Consider the following 20,735-nt stretch of genomic DNA (forward strand, 5'->3'; position numbering starts at 1 on the left):
ATGGACACCCAAGGGGGACAACGTACACAGGGCGAACGGGACGCGATCACCGTGGAGATCGGATACGCGCTGTGCAGCGCGGTGTTCGCGGCGGCAGTGCTGTACGGAGCCGTGGCGGGACCGGCGCACCTCTTCGACCCGCCCCCGGGTGCCCGGGGGCTGCTCGTCGGCATGGGCACGGTGCTGGCCGTCGCGGTGTTCCTGGCCCGCGTGGTGAGCGTGCTCGTCCGGTTCGGCCGGGGGAGCCGGCCCGGCCGGCCCGGCCGCACCAGTCCCGACTCGTAGGCCGGAGCGACCCGTTGCGCCCGGCCCCCCACGCCGCGAAGCGTGTCGAGGACGACCTCGCCGGGCTCGTGGTGTGGGCGGGGTCGCGCTCTGCGCTGAGGTCGCGTCGTCGGCGAGGGTCGTGTGATGGGCAGCCTCCACCTCGATCGGCAGGGTCGCCCGTACCCAAAACCCGTACCCGGAAGCCGTCACCCGCGCGTGGTGACCACGAACGTGCTCTCCCGGCGAAGTACGTCTCGTTGCCGCCCCGTGTCCGCCTCCCCCACTCCCGTCCTCCGTCCCCCGTCCGGTCCTGCGCCTCCACTGCCGGTGCGGGGCCTTCCTCAACCCGACGGGAAGACCAGCCCCACGGCGTGGGCCAGCCGCTCCGCCGCGTGGCGGAAGAACGTCTCCCGGTCCTCCACGACCCGGTTGAACTGCCCGAACACCTCGAAGCCGACCAGCCCGAACAGCTCGGCCCAGGCCGCCACGAACGCCGTCACCGTCTCCGGTGGAAGGTCGGGGGCGAGGTCCGCGGCCATGCGGTGGGCCTCGGGGCGCAGTTCGGCGGGCAGCGGGGGCTTGGCCAGGCCCGCCCCCCGGTGCGCGTCGCGCACGATGCCCATGAACACGTAGGCCACCCGGGAGGCTGCGGGAACAGTATCCGCCGGCGCGCTGTAACCGGGCACCGGCGAACCGTAGATCAACGCGTACTCGTGCGGATGCGCCAGCGCCCAAGTGCGCACCGCCTCGCACACCGCGGTCCAGCGGCGAGTGTGCCCGGCGTCGGCCACCGCGGCGTGTGCCGCCTCGGCGGCCTCGCCCAGCGAGTTGTAGGCGTCGATGATGAGGGCGGTCAGGAGATCGTCGCGGCTGGGGAAGTAGCGATAGAGGGCGGATGATGCCATGCCCAGTTCACGGGCCACCGCCCGCAGCGAGAGCTTGGCGGCACCCTCGGCCGCGAGCTGTGCGCGCGCCTCGTCCTTGATGGCGGCGGTGACCTCGATACGGGCGCGGGCGCGAACGCCCTGTGCGGTGCTGCTCATGCGGTCCAGTGTTCCACAGAGCCTGAGCAGTGCACACAAACGAGATCACCGTGCGCAAACGTGAGCGGTGCGCACGGTTGGGAGCGGTGCACACAGTTGAGAGCGGTGCGCACGATCGAGAGTAGCGCGCTCGATCAAGAGCGGTGCACACAAACGAGAGCGCCGCTCTTGCTTTTCCATGGCGACCGAGCGCACACTAGAAGCACGAAGAGAGCAGTGCTCACAAAAGAGAGCAACGCTCTCGGCGTCGAGGTGAGCCCTCGGCACCTAAACGACCTGGGGGTCACCGATGTCGTCAGCGACGTACTACCGCAAGGGCAGCAAGGCCAACGTCCGCTTCAACAGCGTCATCGGCTGGCTGGCCCGGCACGGTCTCAGCCTCGCCGGCGCCGCCGAGATGTCCGTCCGCGGCCGCAAGAGCGGACAGATGCAGCGCGTCCCGGTGAACCCGCACACTCACGGCGACGGGCAGTACCTCGTATCCGCCCGCGGCCACTCCCAGTGGGTCCGCAACATGCGCGTCGCCGGGGGCGGGGAACTGCGCGTCGGGCGCAAAATCCGCTCCTTCACCGCGGTGGAGCTTCCCGACGCCGAGAAGCTCCCGATCCTGCGGACCTACCTGGAGAAGTGGGGCTGGGAAGTGAACCAGTACATCCAGGGCGTCACCGCCACGTCCTCCGACGAGGAGATCGCCGCGGCCGCCGCGGACCACCCGGTCTTCCGGATAGAGGTCAGCCGTTGACCTCGTCGCCCGCGGCACCCGCGGCATCCGGACGGCGCCCCGGAGCCACCGCACCGCCCGCTGCATCCGCACCGCCCGCACCGCTCGTGGAGTCCGCGGACTCCGCCGCGGCCGCGGGGCGCCGGTCGATCGCCGCCAGTGCCCGCTGTGCCAGCGGGTGGCCGCGGACCAGTTCGCCCAGCGAGGTCGAGCCCTGCGTGATGTCCCTGAACGCCTTCCACGCCGGGCGGAATCCGGTCAGGGCGGCGTGGAAGAGCCCGGGCCGGCGCTCGAACACCGCCAGCATCCGCTTGCCCACGCTCATCTCGACGCCGAGCCCGGCCTTGATCGCGAAGGCGTAGTTCAGGGCCTGCTTCCGGGCGTCCACGGCGTCGTGCGCCTCGGAGATCCGCACCGCCCACTCCCCCGCGAGCCGCCCCGAGCGCAACGCGAACGAGATGCCCTCCCGCGTCCACGGTTCCAGCAGCCCCGCCGCGTCCCCGCAGACCAGGACCCGGCCTCGGGACAGCGGCGAGTCGTCGGCACGGCAGCGCGTCAGGTGACCGGAGGAGATGCTCGGCTCGAAACCGGCGAGGCCGAGCCGGCCGACGAAGTCCTCCAGGTACCGCTTGGTCGCCGCGCCCTCGCCGCGCGCCGAGATGACACCGACCGTCAGCGTGTCGCCCTTGGGGAAGACCCAGCCGTAACTGCCGGGCATCGGCCCCCAGTCGATGAGCACCCGCCCCTTCCAGTCCTCGGCGACGGTCTCCGGCACCGGGATCTCCGCCTCCAGGCCGAGGTCGACCTGGTCGAGCTTCACCCCGACGTGCGCCCCTATGCGGCTGGCGCTGCCGTCGGCGCCGACGACCGCCCGCGCGAGGACCGTCTCGCCGCCCTGGAGGACGACGGCGACCGTGCGCCGGTCCGGAACCGCCGACCCGTGCTGCTCCACCCGTGTGACGGTCGCCCCGGTGCGCAGCTCGGCGCCCGCCTTCTGGGCGTGCTCGACGAGTTGCTGGTCGAACTCGGGCCGGTTGATCAGCCCGAACAGCATCTGCCGGGAGCGCCGGGTCCGGGTGAACCGCCCGTTGTTCGAGAACGTCACCGCGTGCACACGGTCCCGGAAAGGCAACTCGAAGCCGGGCGGCAGGGTGTCGCGCGAAGGACCGATGATGCCGCCGCCGCACGTCTTGTAGCGGGGCAGCTCCGCCTTCTCCAGCAACAGCACGCGCCGCCCCGCGACCGCCGCCGCGTAGGCGGCCGAGGCCCCCGCCGGTCCCGCGCCCACCACGACGACGTCCCAGACCTGACGCGCGTCGTCCGCCGAAGAGTTCTCGCTGCTCACGATGGTCTACTGCTCCGATCAAACCGCATGCCGCACCTGACCCCCGCATCCTACGGCGGGCATCGCCGCAGGCCACTGTGGGAGGATCGGGCCCATCAATCCAAGTACTCCTTGGTACAACGTCGCACCCACAAGGAGCGTGCCCATGTCGTCGAATCCGGTCGCCGAGACCGTCTCCTCCCTGATGCCGAGGGCGAAGGAGGAACTCGCCGCGCTGGTGGCCTTCAAGTCGGTGGCGGACTTCGACCAGTTCCCGCGGAGCGAGAGCGTGGGTGCAGCCGAGTGGATAGCCACCGCTCTGCGCGCCGAGGGCTTCCAGGACGTGGACCTGCTCGACACGCCGGACGGCACGCAGTCGGTCTACGGGTACCTGCCCGGCCCCGAGGGCGCGAAGACGGTGCTGCTCTACGCCCACTACGACGTGCAGCCGCCGCTGGACGAGGCCGGCTGGGCCACCCCTCCCTTCGAGCTGACCGAGCGCGACGGCCGCTGGTACGGGCGCGGCGCCGCCGACTGCAAGGGCGGCGTGCTGATGCACCTGCTCGCGCTGCGCGCGCTGAAGGCGAACGGCGGCGTGCCGGTGCACGTCAAGGTCATCGCCGAGGGCTCGGAGGAGCAGGGCACGGGCGGCCTGGAGCGGTACGCCGAGCAGCACCCCGAGTTGCTCGCCGCGGACGCCATCGTCATCGGCGACGCGGGCAACTTCCGGGTCGGGCTGCCGACGGTCACCTCGACGCTGCGCGGCATGACCCTGGTCCGGGTGAAGGTCGACACGCTCGAGGGCAACCTGCATTCGGGGCAGTTCGGCGGTGCGGCCCCCGACGCGCTGGCCGCCCTGATCCGCGCCCTGGACTCGCTGCGCGCCGCGGACGGTTCGACGACTGTCGACGGTCTGGCAGCGGACAGCGGGTGGGAGGGTCTGGAGTACGACGAGGAGCAGTTCCGCCGGGACGCCCGGGTGCTCGACGGCGTGGAACTGATCGGCTCCGGCTCGGTCGCCGACCGGATCTGGGCGCGGCCCGCCGTCACGGTGCTGGGCATCGACTGTCCGCCGGTCGTAGGCGCCACCCCGTCGGTGCAGGCGAGCGCCCGCGCGCTGGTCAGCCTGAGGGTGCCGCCGGGCGTGGACGCCGCCGAGGCCACCAAGCTGCTCCAGGCCCATCTGGAGGCGCACACGCCGTGGGGCGCCCGGGTCGGTGTCGAACAGATCGGTCAGGGCCAGCCGTTCCGCGCCGACACCACCAGCCCCGCCTACCAGGCCATGGCGGACGCGATGGCGGTGGCGTACCCGGGGCAGGAGATGCAGTACGCCGGTCAGGGCGGCTCCATCCCGCTGTGCAACACCCTGGCCTCGCTGTATCCGCGGGCGGAGATCCTGCTGATCGGGCTGAGCGAGCCGGAGGCGCAGATCCACGCCGTGAACGAGAGCGTGTCCCCCGAGGAGCTGGAGCGACTGTCGGTGGCGGAGGCGCTGTTCCTGCGCAACTACGCGGCGAGCTGAGTCCGCCCCCGGCCCCGCGCGCCTGCACGGCGAGCTGAGCCCGCCTTGGTCGCGATCGAGCCGCTCGGGTCGTGTTCTGCCGTCGGCAGCGCCCGTTCCGGCGGCTCCCCCAGGGCGGCTTCGACCGTCCGGCGCGGGTGACCGAGGTGTCCGGCGCCGCCGTGCTGGACATCGGCGGCGGCGTGCGCGTCGTACACGCCCCGGGGTACACGGCCGGTAGCGCCGCGCCTCCTTCGGGCGGTGGCGGGCCTCGACGCGGAGGTGGCCTGTTCACGGGCACGGTTCCGCGCATCGGACACGGTGCCGTCGTGGCCGCGGGGCGGGCGACGCACTCCGGGCCTCGGCCCGGACGTACGGGGCCGTCGGTTGACGTCAGCCGACCGGAGTGCCCGCCTCCAGGTAGAGCGCCGCCCCGCGTTCCCGGGCCCGCAGGGCCCAGCGCAGCCGCTCGTAGCGGACCGGGGGGAGCAGGTCGGCCGCCTCGTCCTCGGTGACGAACCGCCAGGCGCGCAGTTCCGGGCCGGGCAGCAGCACCCGCGCCGCGTCGGCGGAGCCGAGTCGGCCTCCGTCGAAGAGCAGGCGCAGCCCTCCGTAGCCGGGGGGCACGGGCGCCTCCCAGTCGACGACCAGCAGGGCGGGTACGTCGTCGAGGCGTAGGCCGGTCTCCTCGGCGACCTCGCGCATTCCGGCGCGGGCGGGCGCCTCACCGGGTTCGACGACGCCGCCGGGAAACTCCCAGCCGGGCTTGTACGTCGGGTCGACCAGCAGCACCCGGTCCTGCTCGTCGAAGAGGAGCACGCCCGCGGCGGTGGTCTCGGCGGTGGGCTCGGGTGTCTGCACGATGTCGCAGGCCGGCACGGAACCGGTGCCGACGGCCTCGGCGATCCGGGCGGCGGCCTCGCACGGGGTGAGGGTGCCGGTGTCGATCGGGTGGGCGTCGGCCGTCAGCCAGGAGGCGAGGGCGTTCCGGTACGGCTCTATGTGGTCGTACGACCACTGCCGTACGCGTATCTCACCGTCGGGCGCGCCCTCCAATGTCTCGCGGCCCGCTATCCGCTCCCGCAGGATCGTTTCCGCCGGAGCCAGCAGGACGTGCCGTACCGCGATCCGGCGGGCGGCGAGGCCGCCGAAGATCTCGTCGCGGTACTCCTGTCGCAGCAGCGTCATGGGCACCACGAGCGTCCCGCCGAGCTCGGCGAGCATCGCGGCCGCCGTGTCGATCACCAGGCGGCGCCAGATCGGCAGATCCTGGAAGTCTCCGACCTCGGCGAGGCGCTTGGGCGGCAGGAGATGCGCGAGTGCGCCGCCGATGACCTCGGGGTCGAAGAGTGTACTGTTCGGGATCAGTTCGATCAGTTCCCGTGCGGTGGTGGTCTTCCCCGCACCGAACGCGCCGTTGATCCAGACGACGGTCACAGGTCCCCCTCTTCTGTTGGCCCCCTGTGGCTTGCCCGCTCCACCCTGCCACGGAAACCAGGCCCAGTTGAGGGCGCACGACAACGGCGCCGGTGCCCCTCGGAAGGGCACCGGCGCCGTGCGGTCCGTGCGGTGCGACGCGGCCCGTGCGTCAGCCCAGCTGCTCCAGGGTGTCCTCGTCCACGCTCAGGCTCTCGACGGCGACGGTGTCCTGGACGGTCCCGATTGCGTCCTCGACACCGAGGTGGAGCGGGAGTTCGGCCGGGGCGGAGTGGGAGGGGCTGACGGCGGCGACGACGAAACCGGTGGCCAGGGAGGCGATGGCGAGCATGCTGCGCTTCTTCATGCCCTGCTTCAACTGCGCCGCGGCTCCGTGGTCACGGCCGGGGGCGCCGGAGCCGCAGAACCGGTCCACCGCCGGCCCGGCCCGGAGCCGGACGAGCCGCCGCCCTCCGCGGCAGGCCAAGGGCGCGACAGACCCCCCACGCCATGAGTTCCGCATGACCGAGTTCCCGCCCGTACCTCGCTGGGGCCCGCCCGCACCCCGCTGAGGGCCCACTCGCGTCTCGCCCGGGCCCACCCGCGCCGGGCTCGCTCCCGCCCCCGCACCGCGCCCGTGCCCCCTCGCACCGCGCTCGGCTCAGACCCCCGCCGGGGTCACGCCGGCCGTCCTCGTGAGTGCCGCGGCGGCAGCGCCCACCAGACCCGCGTCCGTCCCCATCTGGGCCGGCACCACCGTCAGGCGCTGCACGAAGGACAGGGTCGCGTAGTCGGTCAGGGCCTTGCGCAGGGGGGCGAAAAGGACGTCCCCCGCCTTGCCCACGCCTCCGCCGACCACCGCGATGTCGATCTCGACGAGGGTCGCGGTGGCCGCGATACCGGCGGCCAGGGCCTGCGCGGCCCGCTCGAAGGACGCCACGGCGACGGGGTCACCCAGCCGGGCGGCGGCGGCGACCGCGGCGGCGGAGGTGTCGCCGTCCGGACCGGGACGCCAGCCGGCGTCCAGAGCACGCCGTGCGATGTTGGGGCCGCTCGCTATGCGCTCCACACAGCCGCGCGCGCCGCACGGGCAGGGGTCACCGTCCAGGTCCACGCTGATGTGGCCGATGTGCCCGGCGTTGCCCGTAGGGCCCGGGTGCAGCCGTCCGTCCAGGACCAGACCGCCGCCGACGCCGGTCGAGACCACCATGCACAACGCGTTGTCGTGCCCGCGGGCGGCACCCTGCCAGTGTTCGGCCGCCGTGATGGCCACCCCGTCGCCGATCAGCTCGACGGGCAGGCCACCGACGACGGCACGAACCCGCCGGACGAGCGGGTAGTCGCGCCAGCCGGGCACGTTCACCGGGCTCACGGTGCCGGCGGAGGCGTCCACCGGGCCCGCGCTGCCGATGCCGACGGCCGTGGCCCGTCCCCACAGCGGCGACGCCGTCAGCTCCCCGATCACGGCCTCGACGGCCCGCATCACGGTGTCGCCGTCCTCCCGGGCGGGCGTGGCGCGCTGCGCGCGGGCCTGGATGTGGCCGTGGCCGTCCACCAGCGCCCCGGCGATCTTGGTGCCGCCGATGTCCAGCGCTGCCACGAGATCGGTGTGCATCAGAGTCGGATCTCCCCGTCGGACCGAAAAAGAAAGAATGACGAACCCAAGAGCACGCAGCAGACCGGCCCCCGGGTGGGGGACGAGGACCGGAGAGTGCGATGAACAGTGTCTCCCGCATCTGACAACGTTGTCCAGGCTCTATGCTCGACGCCACATCCTCATACAAACGCACGACCCACACATCCCCTCGGACGACACCGTGGACGACAGGAGCCGACGCACTCCCGTGGACGACAGGACAGGACACCGCATCGTGCCCCACACGCCCCGCCGCGCAGACCGCCTCCCCGGGAACCGTTACGGCAATCGCCCGACCATGAAGGACGTCGCCGCCCGGGCCGGGGTCGGTCTCAAGACCGTCTCCCGGGTGGTCAACGGCGAGCCGGGGGTCACTCCGGAGACGGAGCGCCGGGTCCAGGAGGCCATCGACGCGCTCGGCTTCCGCCGCAACGACAGCGCGCGGGTGCTGCGCAAGGGCCGTACGGCCAGCATCGGCCTGGTCCTGGAGGATCTGGCCGACCCCTTCTACGGGCCGCTCAGCCGTGCCGTGGAGGAGGTGGCCCGTGCCCACGGGGCCCTGTTGATCAACGGGTCCAGCGCGGAGGACCCGGACCGCGAGCAGGAGCTGGTGCTGGCGCTGTGCGCGCGGCGCGTGGACGGCCTGGTGGTGATCCCCGCCGGGGACGACCACCGGTACCTGGAGCCCGAGCTCAAGGCGGGCGTCGCCACGGTCTTCGTCGACCGCCCGGCGGGCCGGATCGACGCCGACGTGGTGGTGTCCGACAACTTCGGTGGCGCCCGGGACGGTGTCACCCACCTCATCGCGCACGGGCACCGCAGGATCGGTTTCATCGGCGACATGCCCCGCATCCACACCGCCGCCGAGCGGCTGCGCGGCTACCGGGCCGCCATGGAGGACGCGGGCATACCGGTGAAGGACTCCTGGATGTCCCTGGGCGTCACCGACCCCGAGCGGGTGCGCAGGGCGGCGGAGGAGATGCTGGCCGATCCGCACCCGGTGACCGCGATCTTCACCGGCAACAACCGGGTCACGGTCACCGTGATCCGCGTGCTCGCCGAGCACCCGCGCGCGGTCGCCCTCGTCGGCTTCGACGACATCGAGCTGGCCGACCTGCTCCAGCCGGGCGTCACCGTGGTCGCCCAGGACGCGGCGGCCCTCGGCCGGACCGCTGCCGAGCGGCTCTTCCAGCAGCTGGACGGCACCCTGCTCACGCCCGACCGCATCGAACTGCCGACCAGGCTGGTCACCCGGGGATCGGGCGAGCTGCGGCCGGCGGACTGAGCGGCCCCGTGACGCAGGACCCCACGGACGGGCACAACGCGGGCATGCGAGCGCGGACCTCACCGGACGCCACCGACGCCACCGACACCACCGACACCACGGACCGGACGCTGCGGGGCCTCGGGCTGGACGGGGTCCCGCGCGAGGAGCCGCTGCTGTACCCCGGCGCGTGGCCGCGGGAGTCGGGGCTGCTCGACGGGGACCGGCTGCTGCCGCTGGACCGGCTGACCTACGAGGACCGCGTCCCCGTACTGGCCATCGGCTCCAACGCCTCCCCGGGCCAGCTCCGGCACAAGATGACGGAGTTCGGGGTCGACGCCCCCCTGCCCATGGTCCGGGCCCGGGTCACCGGCGTCGACGTCGGCGTCTCCGCCCACGTGAGCCGCATGGGCTACCTGTCCGCCTCACCGGTGGGCGCCCCCGGCGTCGTACGGGAGCTGTTCGTCCTCTGGCTCGACACCGAGCAGCTCGCGGTGATCGACGCGAGCGAGGGGGTGCCGATGGCGGGCGGCAACTTCGACCGCGCCTGGCTCCCCGCGCCCGACGTACGCGTGGAGCCCGAGGAGGGCACGGTGCTGCGCGGCGCCTACGCCTACGTCAACCGTCACGGTGTCCTGCGCGGCGCCGACGGAGCTGTGCGCAGGCACCCTGGCGACCAGCGGGTGCTGATCGCCGAGCTGCTCGGGGGGTCGGCCCGGCTGCGGGGGCTGTTCGGGGCGACGCCCGAGGAGTTCTGTGCGCGGGCCCGGGCCGACCGGCGGCTGTGCGAGCGGGGGACGCGGCTGTTCGCCGAGGAAGGCCGGGTGGCCGCGTCCGGCCTGGAGCGTTACGTGCGCTCCGAGGGTCGGAGGGGCGACCCCGCGCCGCTCCCCCGCACGCAGCCGCCGCCTACTGCGCCGATGCCGTGAGGTCACCGCGCCGCGGCGAGGAGAAGCCCTCCAGGTCGGCGCGGGTCAGACCGGTGAGCCGGGCGACCTCGCCGATGTCCAGGGCGCCGCAGTCCAGGCCGCGCAGCAGGTAGCCGCTGAGGGCCTTCGCGGTGGCGGGCTCGTCCATGACGTCGCCGCCGGTGCGGTTGGCGTAGCGGGCGAGGCGGGCGGCCGCCTGCTCGAAGCCCTCGCGGTAGAAGGCGAAGACGGCCGCGTACCGGGTGGGGATGTGACCGGGGTGCATGTCCCAGCCCTGGTAGTAGGCACGGGCCAGGGCGCGGCGGGTCAGGCCGAAGTGCAGACGCCAGGCGTCGTGCACCTTCGCGGTGGGGCCGACCGGCAGGACGTTGGTGGAGCCGTCCGAGACGCGTACGCCGGTGCCGGCGGCGGCGACCTGCATGATCGCCTTGGCGTGGTCGGCGGCCGGGTGGTCGCTGGCCTGGTGGGCGGCGGAGACGCCGAGGCAGGCGCTGTAGTCGAAGGTGCCGTAGTGGAGGCCGGTGGCGCGGCCCTCGGCGGCCTGGATCATGCGGGCGACGGCGGCGGTGCCGTCGGCGGCCAGGATGGACTGGCTGGTCTCGATCTGGATCTCGAAGCCGATCCGGCCGGGCTCCAGGCCGCGCGCCTTCTCGAAGGCCTCCAGGAGCCGCACCATGGCGGTGACCTGCTCGGGGTACGTCACCTTGGGCAGGGTGAGCACCAGCCCGTCGGGCAGGCCGCCGGCCTCCATCAGGCCGCTGAGGAAGACGTCGAGGGTGCGGATGCCCCGGGCCCGCACCGGAGCCTCCATGCACTTCATGCGGATGCCCATGTACGGGGCCGCCGTGCCCCGGTCGTACGCCTCGGCGATCAGACGCGCCGCGCGGGCCGCGGCCTCGTCCTCCTCGGCGTCGGAGCGGTTGCCGTACCCGTCCTCGAAGTCGACGCGGAGGTCCTCGATCGGTTCGCGCTCCAGCTTGGCGCGTACGCGGCTGTACACCGGCTCGGCGAGGTCGTCGGTGAGGCCGAGGACGGCGGCGAAGGACGCGGCGTCCGGCGCGTGCTCGTCGAGGGCCGCGAGTGCCTGGTCGCCCCAGGTGCGGATCGTGTCGGCGGCGAAGACGTCGCCCGGGACGTAGACGGTGTGGACGGGCTGACGGGTGCCCGGGTCGCCGGGGTAGCAGCGCTCCAGTTCCGCGTCGACCGGCGCGAGGGAGGCACTGATCTCCTCGCTGACGGCGCCCGCGAGGCTCGTTGCCACCTTCTCCTGCTGACCCATCCCACACCCTCCTGTTTTCCGCTGAACGGAATCAATAATCCGTAGAGCGAAGTTATCTGCCGGTCACGTGCCGGTCAACACCCATCCTGCGCAGACACCGAGGCCCCCGCGACCAGGACGGTCGCGGGGGCCTCGGCCGGTGTCCGGAGGGATGCTCAGCCCTTGCGGGTCTTCACTTCCTCGGTCAGCTGCGGGACGACGTCAAAGAGGTCGCCGACGACGCCGTAGTCGACCAGCTCGAAGATCGGGGCCTCGGCGTCCTTGTTGATCGCCACGATCGTCTTCGAGGTCTGCATGCCCGCGCGGTGCTGGATCGCGCCGGAGATGCCGGAGGCGATGTAGAGCTGCGGGGAGACCGACTTGCCGGTCTGGCCGACCTGGTTGGTGTGCGGGTACCAGCCGGCGTCCACCGCGGCGCGCGAGGCGCCCACGGCCGCGCCGAGGGAGTCGGCGAGGGCCTCGATGATCGCGAAGTTCTCCGCGCCGTTCACGCCGCGACCGCCGGAGACGACGATCGCGGCCTCGGTCAGCTCCGGGCGGCCGGTCGACTCACGCGGGGTGCGCGAGGTGACCTTGGTGCCGGTCGCGGCGGCGGAGAAGGTCACCGACAGGGCCTCGACCGCGCCGGCGGCCGGGGCGGGCTCGACGGCCGCGCTGTTCGGCTTGACCGTGATGACCGGGGTGCCCTTGGAGACACGGGACTTGGTGGTGAATGCGGCGGCGAACACCGACTGGGTGGCCACCGGGCCCTCGTCGCCGGCCTCCAGGTCGACGGCGTCGGTGATGACGCCGGAGCCCAGGCGCAGCGCCAGGCGGGCGGCGATCTCCTTGCCCTCGGCGGAGGACGGGACCAGCACGGCGGCCAGGGAGCCCCCGGCGGACACCGCCTCGACGGCGGCCTGGAGGGCGTCCACCTTCGGGACGACCAGGTAGTCGGCGTACTCGGCGGCCTCGTGGGTCAGCACCTTCACGGCGCCGTGCTCGGCGAGGGCGGCGGCGGTGTCACCGGCACCGTTGCCCAGGGCCACGGCGACGGGCTCGCCGACGCGGCGGGCGAGGGTCAGCAGCTCCAGGGTGGGCTTGCGGACGGCGCCGTCCACGTGGTCGACGTAGACGAGAACTTCAGCCATGGGACTTCTTCTCTCCTGCTTGCGAGATGTGAGGGGCGGTCGGCTGGGCGGGGCTCAGATGAACTTCTGGCCCGCGAGGAACTCGGCGAGCTGCTTGCCGCCCTCGCCCTCGTCCTTGACGATCGTGCCCGCGGTACGCGCCGGGCGCTCGGCCGCCGAGTCCACGACCGTGTAGGCGTTCTCCAGACCGACCTCGTCCTCGTCGATGTCGAGGTCGGAGAGGTCCCAGGACTGAACCGGCTTCTTCTTGGCCGCCATGATGCCCTTGAACGAGGGGTAACGCGCCTCGCCCGACTGGTCGGTGACCGACACGACGGCCGGCAGGGACGCCTCCAGCCGCTCCGTGGCGGCGTCGCCGTCGCGGCGGCCCTTGACCGTGCCGCCCTCGACCGAGACCTCGGACAGCAGCGTCACCTGCGGCACGCCCAGGCGCTCCGCGAGCAGGGCCGGGACGACGCCCATGGTGCCGTCGGTGGAGGCCATGCCGGAGATGACCAGGTCGTAGCCGGCCTTCTCGACGGCCTTGGCCAGGACCAGGGAGGTGCCGATGGCGTCGGTGCCGTGCAGGTCGTCGTCCTCGACGTGGATGGCCTTGTCCGCGCCCATGGACAGCGCCTTGCGCAGCGCGTCCTTCGCGTCCTCGGGGCCCACCGTGAGGACGGTGATCTCCACGTCGTCGTCGGAATTCTCCGAGATCTGCAGCGCCTGCTCGACCGCGTACTCGTCCAGTTCGGAGAGCAGACCGTCGACGTCGTCGCGGTCGACGGTCAGGTCATCGGCGAAGTGCCGGTCGCCGGTGGCGTCGGGCACGTACTTCACGGTGACAACGATCCTCAAGCTCACGCCGGCTCTCCTACTGCGTCGACATTTCAGTGCTGCCTCTTGCAGGCAGCATAGGCGCCCCAAGCGGCCGATCCCGGTCGGGGCGACCCGCGCTCCGCCCGGAATATTACTCGTCAGTACATCCAGTTCTTTCCCGCTAAGCAAGCGCTTTGAACTGTGACCTTCGCAACGCAGCGTAACCGGAACCCGACGCCTCCGCAGCAGCGCCCCGGAGGGGGGTCACTCCCGCAGTCCGTTGTATCGCCCCTGGTGGTAGAGGAGCGGGCTGCCGATGCCCGTGGGGTCGCCGAGCAGGACCTCGGCGAGCACGACCCGGTGGTCGCCCGCGGGCACGCGGCCGACGACGCGGCACACGAGCCAGGCGAGCACTCCGTCCAGCACGGGCACACCCTCGGGACCCTCGCCCCAGGCGGTGGGCGGCGCGAAGCGGTCGGCGCCGCTGCGGGCGAAGGTGGCCGCCAGCTCCTCCTGGTGCTCGCCGAGCAGGTGGACGCCGACGTGCTCCGCCTCGGACACCGCCGGCCAGCTCGAGGAGCCGGTGCCGATGCCGAAGGAGAGCAGCGGCGGCTCGGCGGAGACCGAGGCGAGGGAGGTCGCCGTGAACCCGACGGGGCCGGCGTCACCGCGCGCGGTGATCACCGCGACCCCCGCAGCGTGCCGCCGGAAGGCGGACCTGAGCAGGTCGGCACCGGCGAGCCGCGGTGCGGCCAGGTCGGGGGTGACCGTCATACGGGGTGTCCTTCCGCGGGACGCCTCGGTCCGGGGCGTGGGGATCGAGGACCTGGGGGCAGGCTGACGACGGGTGGCACACACAGTCAAATACGTCCCGGAAGCTGGAAGCAGTGGAGAACGCCTCACCAGTGAGGTGTCGGTCGTCACACCGCCTCGCCCAGCGCGGCGATGACGTCCGCCTTGCGCGGCTGCCCCACGGCGCGCCGTACGACACGTCCGTCGGCGTCGAGGACCAGCACGGTGGGGGTCTTGAGCACGCCGAGGGCGCGGACCAGCTCCAGGCGGGCCTCGGCGTCGATCTCGACGTGGGTGACGCCCGGGACCATGCCGGCCACCTCCCCGAGGATCCGCCGGGTGGCCCGGCAGGGGGCACAGAAGGCGCTGGAGAACTGGACGAGCGTCGCGCGGGCGCCCAGTTCCCCGTCCAGGTCGCTCGCGTCCAGGCGGGGGCCGGATGGATCGAGCCGCTTGCCTTCGCCCTGCCCGCCCACCCGCGTACTCCGTTCCGCCGCCCCGCGGCACTCCTGGGCACGCCTCACACGCGCGCCACCAGTCCGGTCGTCCACAGGTGCAGCGCTCGGGGGACGGGTGAGATTCCCGGATCACCGGCGTGTTTCGGCCATCGGGGGGCCAGGACGTGATGAGGATCTCGCCGTGGGCGGGCACCAAGGCTGGTACACCGGCCGTTCTTGGGGCACGATCTGCGGCAAGCCGTAAACCTACGGCTGCGTAACTTTTGACTGGGAGCCCCTTCCCAGGCTGACAAGGAAGGGTTCGACCCGCCCATGGCTGAACTCGTCTACCGCCCGGTGGTCGGTCTCGCCCGCACCCTGTTCAAGGTGTGGGACCTCAAGATCGACTGCCAGGGTTCGGAGAACATCCCGCGCTCGGGCGGCGCCGTGCTGGTGAGCAACCACATCAGCTACCTGGACTTCATCTTCGACGGCCTGGCCGCGCTGCCCCAGAAGCGGCTGGTGCGCTTCATGGCGAAGGAGTCGGTCTTCCGGCACCGGGTCTCCGGCCCGCTGATGCGCGGCATGAAGCACATCCCCGTGGACCGCAAGCAGGGCGAGGCGGCGTACGCGCACGCCCTGGACTCGCTGCGGTCCGGCGAGATCGTGGGGGTCTTCCCGGAGGCGACGATCTCCGAGTCGTTCACGCTCAAGAGCTTCAAGTCGGGCGCCGCGCGCCTCGCGCAGGAGGCCGGCGTCCCGCTGGTCCCGATGGCGGTGTGGGGCACCCAGCGGCTGTGGACCAAGGGGCACCCGCGCAACTTCAAGCGCAGCCACACCCCGATCACGATCCGGGTCGGCGAGGCGATGGATGCCCCCCGCGACCAGTACGCGGGCGCCATCACCCGCCGCCTGCGCGAGCGGGTCCAGGAGCTGCTCGAGGCGGCACAGCGCGCCTACCCGGTGCGCCCCAAGGGAGCGGACGACACCTGGTGGATGCCGGCCCACCTCGGCGGCACCGCCCCCACCCCGGAGCAGGTGCGCACGGCCGAGGCGCACTGAGGCCGCCCCGGGCCGCCTCCCCTACGACGGCAGCCCGGGCGGGAGCGTCGCCCAGAGGTGGGAGCGGTCGGTGGCCGCCTTCAGGGCGTCCAGGACGACCGGGTGCGGCGCCGCGTACAGCTGCGGGTAGTCCGCCTCACCGGCAGCGGTGTCCGGTGTGAAGGCCAGCCGCTCCCGCCCGAGCGAGAACCGGGCGTCCACGCCGGGCTTGTTGCCCCGCGGGTCCTGGCGGTGCCAGGACCCGTCGAGCCGGACGGCGACCAGCCCGTGCAGCACGCCGAGCCGTTGGTAGCACAGGGCGGTCGGGATGTCCTCGGCCCGCAGCAGCGCGGCCAGCGCGTGCGCCTTGGCGTAACAGATGCCGGTGCGCTGCCCCAGGACGTCCGAGGCGCGCCAGGTGACGCGCGGATCTCCGGAGTCGTGTGAGTGCGGGATGGTGTCGCGTACGAACTCGAAGGCCAGCCGTGCATAGGCATACGAGTCCTCGGCCTCCTTGGCCAGCCGCCCGGCCACTTCCCGCACGCGCGGATGGTGGTGGTCGATGGCCTCGTCGGCGGCCAGATAGTCGGACAGGTCAGGGGACTTCTGGATCAGCTCCATGCCCGCAGAGCATAGAAACGCGATCACCCTTCGGTCAATGCTTTTTCAGGCGAACGCATATCTATGCATAACCTCGGCGCGTTCCCGCCGGCCGGATCACCGGTGCGGCGGTCAGGCCCGGTGCGACAGGTCCGACAGGAGTACGCCGTGCAGTACGCGCGGGCACCGCAGTTGCCAGTCGGCCAGGAGGACCAGCGTCACCGGACCGGTGAGGCCGGGGATCAGGGGACCGCGCGATGAACAGGGCATCGGCCGCGGGGGACGTCCGACGGCGCCCTTCACCCCGTCCGCTGCGGACGGGGTGAAGGGCGCCGATGTCGGCACGATCCCGACGGCCGACGGCGGGGTCTAGCGCGCCATCTCCTCCTTGAGGGCCGCCACGAAGGCGTCCACGTCGTCCTCGGTGGTGTCGAAGGCGCACATCCAGCGGACGTCGCCCGCGGCCTCGTCCCAGAAGTAGAAGCGGAACCGCTTCTGCAGGCGTTCGCTCACCTCGTGCGGCAGGCGGGCGAAGACCGCGTTGGCCTGCACCGGGTAGAGGATCTCCACGCCGTGCACCGCCCGCACGCCCTCGGCCAGCCGCTGGGCCATCTCGTTGCCGTGGCGGGCGTTGCGCAGCCACAGGTCCTTGGCGAGCAGGGCCTCCAGCTGAACCGACACGAAACGCATCTTGGAGGCGAGCTGCATCGACAGCTTGCGCAGGTGCTTCATGTGGCGCACGGCGTCCTGGTTCAGGACCACGACCGCCTCGCCGAACAGGGCGCCGTTCTTGGTGCCGCCGAGCGAGAGGAGATCGACGCCGACCGCGTTGGTGAAGGTGCGCATGGGCACGTCCAGGGAGGCGGCGGCGTTGGCTATCCGGGAGCCGTCCAGGTGCACCCGCATGCCGTGCGCGTGGGCGTGCTCGCAGATCGCGCGGATCTCGTCGGGCGTGTAGAGGGTGCCCAGCTCGGTGCTCTGGGTGATCGAGACGACCTGCGGCATCGCACGGTGCTCGTCGTCCCAGCCGTAGGCCTGCCGGTCGATCAGGTCGGGCGTGAGCTTGCCGTCGGGGGTGGGGACGGTGAGCAGCTTCAGGCCGCCCATGCGCTCGGGGGCGCCTCCCTCGTCGACGTTGATGTGCGCGCTCTCGGCGCAGATCACCGCCCCCCAGCGGTCGGTGACCGCCTGGAGCGCGACGACGTTGGCACCGGTGCCGTTGAAGACCGGGAACGCCTCGGCGCCGGAGCCGAAGTGGCTGCGGATCACCCGCTGGAGGTTCTCGGTGTACTCGTCCTCGCCGTACGCGACCTGGTGACCGCCGTTGGCCAGGGCCAGGGCGGCGAGCACCTCGGGGTGCGCGCCGGCGTAGTTGTCACTGGCGAAACCGCGGACCTCGGGGTCGTGGTGGCGACGCGCGTCGGTCTTCGGAGGGTTCACGGCTTCTCGGTCAGCCACAGACGGTTTCCGTTCACTTCCGCGGCGGGCTTCTCCCAGACTCCGGCGACGGCCTCGGCGAGGTCGCGCACGTCCGTGAAGCCCGCGAACTTCGCGTTGGGGCGCTCGGCGCGCATCGCGTCGTGCACCAACGCCTTGACCACCAGGATCGCAGCCGCCGACGTCGGGCCCTGCTCGCCCCCCGCCTTGCGGAAGTAGTCGGCCATGGCCAGCGTCCACGCCTCGGCGGCGGCCTTGGCGGCCGAGTAGGCGGCGTTGCCCGCGGTGGGACTGCTCGCACCCGCGGCGCTGATCAGGACGTAGCGTCCGCGGTCGCTGCGCTGGAGCGCCTCGTGGAAGGCGAGGGAGGTGTGCTGCACGGTGCGGATCAGCAGCAGCTCCAGCAGGTCCCAGTCGTCGAGGTTGGTCTTGGTGAAGCTCTGGCTGCCGCGCCAGCCGCCGACGAGGTGGACGAGGCCGTCGATCCGCCCGAACTCCTTCTCGATGCCGTCGGCCCACTCGCGGACGGAGTCCCGGTCGAGCAGGTCGACGGTCTCGCCGGTGACGGTGGCGCCGCCGTGCGCGTAGCGCGCCGCGTCGACCGCGTCGGCCAGCCGCTGCGGGTCGTTGTCCGAGCCGACGACCGTCGCGCCCGCCTCCGCCAGCCGCAGCAGCGCGGCCCGTCCGGCGGGCCCGCCCGCTCCCGCCACCGCGATCACCGCGCCGTCGAGCGCCCCGTTCCCCATGGTCCTCGCCTCCCGAGCCTGTGCCTGTGCCTGTGCCTGTGCCTGCCTGTCCGTGCCGTCGCTCACGCGGCGGCCCGCTTCGCGCCGTCCCTGGTGATGCCCCGGGTCGACGCGATCACGCCCTTGAGCTTCTTGGACAGGGCCTCGTAGAACATGCTCAGCGGAAACTCGTCCGGAAGCACGTCATCGACGAGTTTGCGCGGCGGCAGGGTCAGGTCCAGGGCGTCGGGGCCCTTGGCCCACTTCGAGCCCGGGTGCGGGGCGAGGTAGGTGGAGACCAGTTCGTAGCCGGCGAACCAGTGGACCAGCTTGGGCCGGTCGATGCCGTCGCGGTAGAGCGTCTCGATCTCGGCGCACAGCTCGTTGGTGACCTGGGGGGCGCGCTGCCAGTCGATGAAGAGCTTGTTGTCGGTCCAGCGCACGACGTCGTGCTTGTGCAGGTAGGCGAAGAGGAGCTGACCGCCCAGGCCGTCGTAGTTGCGCACCCGCTCGCCGGTGACCGGGAAGCGGAACATCCGGTCGAAGAGCACCGCGTACTGCACGTCACGGGCCTGCGGGACACCGTCGCCCTCCAGTTTCACGGCCTCCCGGAAGGCGGTGAGGTCGCAGCGCAGCTCCTCCAGGCCGTACATCCAGAACGGCTGCCGCTGCTTGATCATGAACGGGTCGAAGGGCAGGTCGCCGTGGCTGTGGGTGCGGTCGTGGACCATGTCCCACAGGACGAAGGCCTCCTCGCACCGCTTCTGGTCGTCGACCATCGCGGCGATGTCCTCGGGCAGCTCCAGGCCGAGGATGCCGACGGCGGCCTCGGTGACGCGGCGGAAGCGGGCGGCCTCTCGGTCGCAGAAGATGCCGCCCCAGGAGAAGCGCTCGGGGGCCTCGCGCACGGCGATGGTCTCCGGGAAGAGGACGGCCGAGTTGGTGTCGTAGCCCGAGGTGAAGTCCTCGAAGGTGATGCCGCAGAACAGCGGGTTGTCGTAGCGGGTGCGCTCCAGTTCGGCCAGCCAGTCGGGCCAGACCATGCGCAGCACGACCGCTTCGAGGTTGCGGTCCGGGTTGCCGTTCTGCGTGTACATGGGGAAGACGACCAGGTGCTGGAGGCCGTCCGCGCGGCTCGCGGCGGGCTGGAAGGCCAGCAGGGAGTCGAGGAAGTCCGGCACCTGGAAACCGCTGTCGGCCCACCGGCCGAGGTCCTTCACGAGGGCCTCGTGGTAAGCGCGGTCGTGCGGGAGCAACGGGGACAGCTCCTGGACGGCCCCGGCGACACGGCGCACGGCTTCCTCGGCGGCGGCCCGGTCCGGGGCGCCCTCGGAGTCGAAGTCGATCGACCCGTCCTTGGACTGCCATGGCCGGATCCGCTCCACGGCATCCTTGAGCACGGGCCACGCCGGGTGCTCCACCACCCTGCTCGCCGGAGGAACGTTCTCCTCCGCACCCACCTGCACAAGAATTTCCGTCATGTCCCATCCTCCACGGGAGAAGCTAGCGTCAGGACACCGTATGCATACGAGGTTTCTTCCAGCAAGGGATGCCTCCGTAAATTATCCTGCCCGACCCGGCTCCCGACCGCATTTTTTCCTGCGGGGCCCTTGAGTCGTATACCAGGCGCGGCAGAGGGGAAACGGTCCGGCAGGGCCGTTAGGCTGCGCCCTGCCATCGCCGCCGTCGACGGAAGCGAGTCGAGCCTTGAACTTCCTCACCATCGGTCACCGCGGAGCGATGGGTGTCGAACCCGAGAACACCCTGCGTTCCTTCGTCGCCGCCGAGCGGGCCGGCCTCGACGTCGTCGAACTGGACCTGCACCTGAGCAAGGACGGCGCGCTCGTCGTCATGCACGACGCCGACGTGGACCGCACCACGGACGGCACGGGCGCGATCGCCGACAAGACCCTCGAGGAACTGCGGGCGCTCGACGCGGGCCGCGGGGAGCGGATCCCGGTCTTCGAGGAGGTGCTGGACGCCGTCTCGGTGCCGTTGCAGGCCGAGATCAAGGACGCGGCGGCGGCGCGGACGCTCGCCGAGGTGATGCACCGGCGGGACCTGGTGGACCGGGTGGAGGTGATCTCGTTCCACGACGAGGCCATCGTCGAGATCGCCCGGCTGGTGCCGGGGGTGCGGACCGCCCTGGTCGCGCAGTACTACGGCCCCGACGTCGTGGACCGTGCCGTCGAGGCCGGTGCCGGGACCCTGTGTCTGGACATCAACCGCATCACGCTGGAGATCGTGGAGCGGGCCCGCAAGGCCGGCCTCCGTGTCCTGTGCTGGACGGTGAACACGCAGGACCAGCTGCGGCTGGTGCGCGCCCTCGGTCTCGACGGCGCGACGACCGACTACCCGGAGATCAAGCGCACCGGCCGCTTCACGGCGTGAGCCC

The 20,735-nt window shown here is 72.1% G+C and carries 22 protein-coding genes; 7 read left to right on the forward strand and 15 right to left on the reverse strand.

Going from position 1 to position 20,735, the window contains the following annotated elements:
• A complete protein-coding gene (locus ACZ6EG_RS24705) occupies positions 1 to 285 on the forward strand; it encodes a DUF6332 family protein (RefSeq protein WP_391969276.1) in 285 nt (94 codons plus the stop codon).
• 323 nt (positions 286 to 608) lie between these two features.
• Here ACZ6EG_RS24705 and ACZ6EG_RS24710 read toward each other — a convergent pair whose 3' ends face one another.
• Positions 609 to 1,310, reverse strand: coding sequence for a TetR/AcrR family transcriptional regulator (locus ACZ6EG_RS24710; protein WP_469607630.1), 702 nt, complete (start codon positions 1,308 to 1,310; stop codon positions 609 to 611).
• 289 nt (positions 1,311 to 1,599) lie between these two features.
• Here ACZ6EG_RS24710 and ACZ6EG_RS24715 point away from each other — a divergent pair, with 289 nt between their 5' ends.
• Positions 1,600 to 2,052 (forward strand): nitroreductase family deazaflavin-dependent oxidoreductase, encoded by a 453-nt coding sequence (locus tag ACZ6EG_RS24715; protein WP_469607633.1) that lies wholly within the window; start codon positions 1,600 to 1,602, stop codon positions 2,050 to 2,052.
• Here ACZ6EG_RS24715 and ACZ6EG_RS24720 read toward each other — a convergent pair.
• Entirely contained in the window at positions 2,042 to 3,376 is a 1,335-nt protein-coding gene (locus ACZ6EG_RS24720; protein WP_469607637.1) for a geranylgeranyl reductase family protein, read from the reverse strand. The two genes, ACZ6EG_RS24715 and ACZ6EG_RS24720, sit on opposite strands and share 11 nt — an antisense overlap.
• A 145-nt stretch (positions 3,377 to 3,521) precedes the next feature.
• Between ACZ6EG_RS24720 and ACZ6EG_RS24725 the strand changes: the two genes are divergently transcribed.
• Entirely contained in the window at positions 3,522 to 4,877 is a 1,356-nt protein-coding gene (locus ACZ6EG_RS24725) for a M20/M25/M40 family metallo-hydrolase (protein ID WP_469607640.1), read from the forward strand.
• A gap of 372 nt (positions 4,878 to 5,249) precedes the next feature.
• On the opposite strand, the gene ACZ6EG_RS24730 is transcribed toward ACZ6EG_RS24725, so the two are convergent.
• The 3 genes from ACZ6EG_RS24730 to ACZ6EG_RS24740 form a co-directional block, all read right to left on the reverse strand.
• Positions 5,250 to 6,293, reverse strand: coding sequence for an NUDIX hydrolase (locus ACZ6EG_RS24730; RefSeq protein ID WP_469607642.1), 1,044 nt, complete (start codon positions 6,291 to 6,293; stop codon positions 5,250 to 5,252).
• 151 nt (positions 6,294 to 6,444) lie between these two features.
• Positions 6,445 to 6,639, reverse strand: coding sequence for a hypothetical protein (locus ACZ6EG_RS24735; protein ID WP_391969282.1), 195 nt, complete (start codon positions 6,637 to 6,639; stop codon positions 6,445 to 6,447).
• 294 nt (positions 6,640 to 6,933) lie between these two features.
• Entirely contained in the window at positions 6,934 to 7,887 is a 954-nt protein-coding gene (locus ACZ6EG_RS24740) for an ROK family protein (RefSeq protein WP_391969283.1), read from the reverse strand.
• 229 nt (positions 7,888 to 8,116) lie between these two features.
• Here ACZ6EG_RS24740 and ACZ6EG_RS24745 point away from each other — a divergent pair, with 229 nt between their 5' ends.
• The gene (locus ACZ6EG_RS24745; RefSeq protein ID WP_391969284.1) at positions 8,117 to 9,193 is read left to right on the forward strand and encodes a LacI family DNA-binding transcriptional regulator; all 1,077 of its coding nucleotides are present in this window, start codon (positions 8,117 to 8,119) and stop codon (positions 9,191 to 9,193) included.
• A gap of 44 nt (positions 9,194 to 9,237) precedes the next feature.
• Positions 9,238 to 10,101 carry a hypothetical protein gene (locus ACZ6EG_RS24750; protein ID WP_469607854.1) on the forward strand — a complete coding sequence of 288 codons (864 nt, stop codon included), beginning with the start codon at positions 9,238 to 9,240 and terminating at the stop codon, positions 10,099 to 10,101.
• Here the strand turns inward: ACZ6EG_RS24750 and ACZ6EG_RS24755 are convergent.
• The 5 genes from ACZ6EG_RS24755 to ACZ6EG_RS24775 form a co-directional block, all read right to left on the reverse strand.
• The gene (locus tag ACZ6EG_RS24755) at positions 10,082 to 11,380 is read right to left on the reverse strand and encodes a DUF6986 family protein (protein WP_383636768.1); all 1,299 of its coding nucleotides are present in this window, start codon (positions 11,378 to 11,380) and stop codon (positions 10,082 to 10,084) included. The two genes, ACZ6EG_RS24750 and ACZ6EG_RS24755, sit on opposite strands and share 20 nt — an antisense overlap.
• Positions 11,381 to 11,535: 155 nt before the next feature.
• Positions 11,536 to 12,510 (reverse strand): electron transfer flavoprotein subunit alpha/FixB family protein, encoded by a 975-nt coding sequence (locus ACZ6EG_RS24760; RefSeq protein ID WP_391969285.1) that lies wholly within the window; start codon positions 12,508 to 12,510, stop codon positions 11,536 to 11,538.
• 54 nt (positions 12,511 to 12,564) lie between these two features.
• A complete protein-coding gene (locus ACZ6EG_RS24765) occupies positions 12,565 to 13,353 on the reverse strand; it encodes an electron transfer flavoprotein subunit beta/FixA family protein (protein ID WP_469607649.1) in 789 nt (262 codons plus the stop codon).
• Positions 13,354 to 13,572: 219 nt separating this feature from the next.
• The gene (locus ACZ6EG_RS24770) at positions 13,573 to 14,082 is read right to left on the reverse strand and encodes a flavin reductase family protein (protein WP_391969287.1); all 510 of its coding nucleotides are present in this window, start codon (positions 14,080 to 14,082) and stop codon (positions 13,573 to 13,575) included.
• 146 nt (positions 14,083 to 14,228) lie between these two features.
• Positions 14,229 to 14,624, reverse strand: a complete 396-nt coding sequence (locus ACZ6EG_RS24775; RefSeq protein ID WP_469607652.1) for a TlpA family protein disulfide reductase — start codon at positions 14,622 to 14,624, stop codon at positions 14,229 to 14,231.
• 246 nt (positions 14,625 to 14,870) lie between these two features.
• Between ACZ6EG_RS24775 and ACZ6EG_RS24780 the strand changes: the two genes are divergently transcribed.
• Positions 14,871 to 15,599 carry a lysophospholipid acyltransferase family protein gene (locus tag ACZ6EG_RS24780; RefSeq protein ID WP_391969289.1) on the forward strand — a complete coding sequence of 243 codons (729 nt, stop codon included), beginning with the start codon at positions 14,871 to 14,873 and terminating at the stop codon, positions 15,597 to 15,599.
• 21 nt (positions 15,600 to 15,620) lie between these two features.
• On the opposite strand, the gene ACZ6EG_RS24785 is transcribed toward ACZ6EG_RS24780, so the two are convergent.
• The 5 genes from ACZ6EG_RS24785 to ACZ6EG_RS24805 all read right to left on the reverse strand — a co-directional run bounded on the left by ACZ6EG_RS24785 (position 15,621) and on the right by ACZ6EG_RS24805 (position 19,821).
• The gene (locus ACZ6EG_RS24785; RefSeq protein ID WP_469607655.1) at positions 15,621 to 16,199 is read right to left on the reverse strand and encodes a transglutaminase domain-containing protein; all 579 of its coding nucleotides are present in this window, start codon (positions 16,197 to 16,199) and stop codon (positions 15,621 to 15,623) included.
• A 111-nt stretch (positions 16,200 to 16,310) separates the two neighbouring features.
• On the reverse strand, positions 16,311 to 16,448 hold the full coding sequence (locus ACZ6EG_RS24790) for a hypothetical protein (RefSeq protein WP_391969291.1): 138 nt from the start codon (positions 16,446 to 16,448) through the stop codon (positions 16,311 to 16,313).
• Positions 16,449 to 16,547: 99 nt separating this feature from the next.
• A complete protein-coding gene (locus ACZ6EG_RS24795; RefSeq protein WP_356606692.1) occupies positions 16,548 to 17,618 on the reverse strand; it encodes a threonine aldolase family protein in 1,071 nt (356 codons plus the stop codon).
• Positions 17,615 to 18,361: an SDR family NAD(P)-dependent oxidoreductase gene (locus ACZ6EG_RS24800; RefSeq protein ID WP_391969292.1), complete on the reverse strand. Its 747-nt coding sequence runs from the start codon at positions 18,359 to 18,361 to the stop codon at positions 17,615 to 17,617. The genes ACZ6EG_RS24795 and ACZ6EG_RS24800 overlap by 4 nt, the downstream gene beginning before the upstream one ends.
• 62 nt (positions 18,362 to 18,423) lie before the next feature.
• Positions 18,424 to 19,821 (reverse strand): DUF6421 family protein, encoded by a 1,398-nt coding sequence (locus ACZ6EG_RS24805; protein WP_469607660.1) that lies wholly within the window; start codon positions 19,819 to 19,821, stop codon positions 18,424 to 18,426.
• A gap of 226 nt (positions 19,822 to 20,047) precedes the next feature.
• On the opposite strand from ACZ6EG_RS24805, the gene ACZ6EG_RS24810 reads away from it, so the two are divergent.
• The gene (locus ACZ6EG_RS24810; RefSeq protein WP_356606687.1) at positions 20,048 to 20,731 is read left to right on the forward strand and encodes a glycerophosphodiester phosphodiesterase; all 684 of its coding nucleotides are present in this window, start codon (positions 20,048 to 20,050) and stop codon (positions 20,729 to 20,731) included.
• Positions 20,732 to 20,735: the final 4 nt, after the last annotated feature.

The sequence above is a fragment of the Streptomyces sp. NPDC041968 genome, assembly GCF_055589025.1.